This is a genomic window from Streptomyces sp. NPDC001970, assembly GCF_053594115.1.
The window spans coordinates 1-1,503 of sequence record NZ_JBSFDW010000117.1 but is presented as its reverse complement, the minus strand read 5'-3'; the positions used below and the strand labels follow the sequence as shown (position 1 = coordinate 1,503).

At 70.5% G+C, this 1,503-nt stretch carries 1 protein-coding gene; it reads right to left on the bottom strand.

What is annotated here, in order from left to right:
* Positions 1-34: 34 nt before the first annotated feature.
* The coding region (locus ACWCP0_RS42105) for an IS4 family transposase (protein WP_451083986.1) at positions 35-1,503 on the bottom strand (1,469 nt) is incomplete at its 5' end.

Below are 1,503 nucleotides of genomic sequence, written 5' to 3'. Positions count from 1 at the left end.
CCAACGCCGTTCAGTTAGGGCGGAGTCGGGTGTGTCAAGAGGTGTCCGTGAGCATGGTGATGCTGATGGTGGCCTTGTAGGTGGTCCGGTCGATGGCGGGTCCGCGTGCGTTGTATTTGGAGATCGCGCGTTTGACGATGCGGTCTTTGGTGCGGACCCGCCGGGCGGGCAGAAGCTGGGCCAGGACGTGGTGGCCGATGGTGCCGACCAGGTCGACGTGGGTGTCGGCGATGACGCCGGCGGCCAGGACGAGCTGGTCGCGGGCGGCGGCGAGGGCAGTGGTGAAGCCCGCGCGGTCGGGGTCGGTGCCGGGGATGCTGTCGGTGGCGTCTGTCATCGCGATCCGCAATGCCTGGTAGGCGGTCAGCAGGGCCCAGACCTCCTGCTCGACGCCTTCCGGGGTGCGGGCCCGCAGGACGCGTCCGCCCAGGATTGTGGACTTCAGCTCCGCGTAGGCGGTCTCGATCTCCCAGCGCTCGTGGTAGAGCCGGACGAGTTCGCCGGCCGGGTGTGCCACGGGATCGGTCAGGGTGGTCAGCAGCCGGTAGTGGCCGGTGCGGATGCCCCGGGCGGTGCGGATGCTGATCTCGGCGTCGATCACGCGCACGGTCAGCGCACCGAGGCGGGCCAGGGTCGAGCCGTCGCGGCAGCGGGCCACCGGCGGCAGGCTCCGGCCCGACTTGCAGCGCACCAGCAGTTCGGCACCGGTGGCCGCCAGGTGGTTCAGCAAGCCCGCGGCGGCGAAGTTCCGGTCGCCCAGCAGCAGCATCCCGGCTCGCAGATCTACCGCGAGACGGCGGGCGTACTCCAGCTCGCCGAGCGTGGCCGGGCCGAACACGGCCCCGATCACCGACCGGGTCCCGCAGGCCACCAGCGCGGCCAGACGCAGTTGCGGGTAGCCCGAGGTCCCGTTGCCGAGCCGCTGCCGGGTGAACACCGCGAGATTGGCCGGACAGTCCGGGACCGGTAACAGGGTGCCGTCGACCGCGACCACCCTCAGTCCCCGCCACTGCCCAGCCGCTGCGGTGGTGGCCGCCGGACCGCTGACCAGGCCGAACAGTGCTTTCATGGGTGCCGGACCCAGCCGCTGGCGGGCCTGGCGAAGAGCACTGCCGCTGGGCCGGACCAGCGACAAGCCCGCCAGCCCGGCGCACAGCCGGTCGAAGACCTGCCGGTAGCCCAGCCCGGCAAAGAGCGCCCCGGCCAGCAGCAGATACACCGTGACCCGTGCCGGCACCAGCCGGACCCTGCGCTGGCCCGCCCCGGTCTCCGCCAGCACTTCGTCGACCATCTCGAACGGAATGATCCGGGTCAGCTCCCCGATATGCCCCGGCGCAAACACCCCGGCCGCTACCCCGACAGTCCTTGCTATGGCAGCCTGTTCCAACAGCGGAGCTCCTGTGGTGAGGATGTCTTGGAGTGACAGACCTCTTCTACAGCAGCTCCGCTGCCTTGCTCCCCGGCCTTGACGAACAGCCCCCACGCCTAACTGAACGGCGTTGC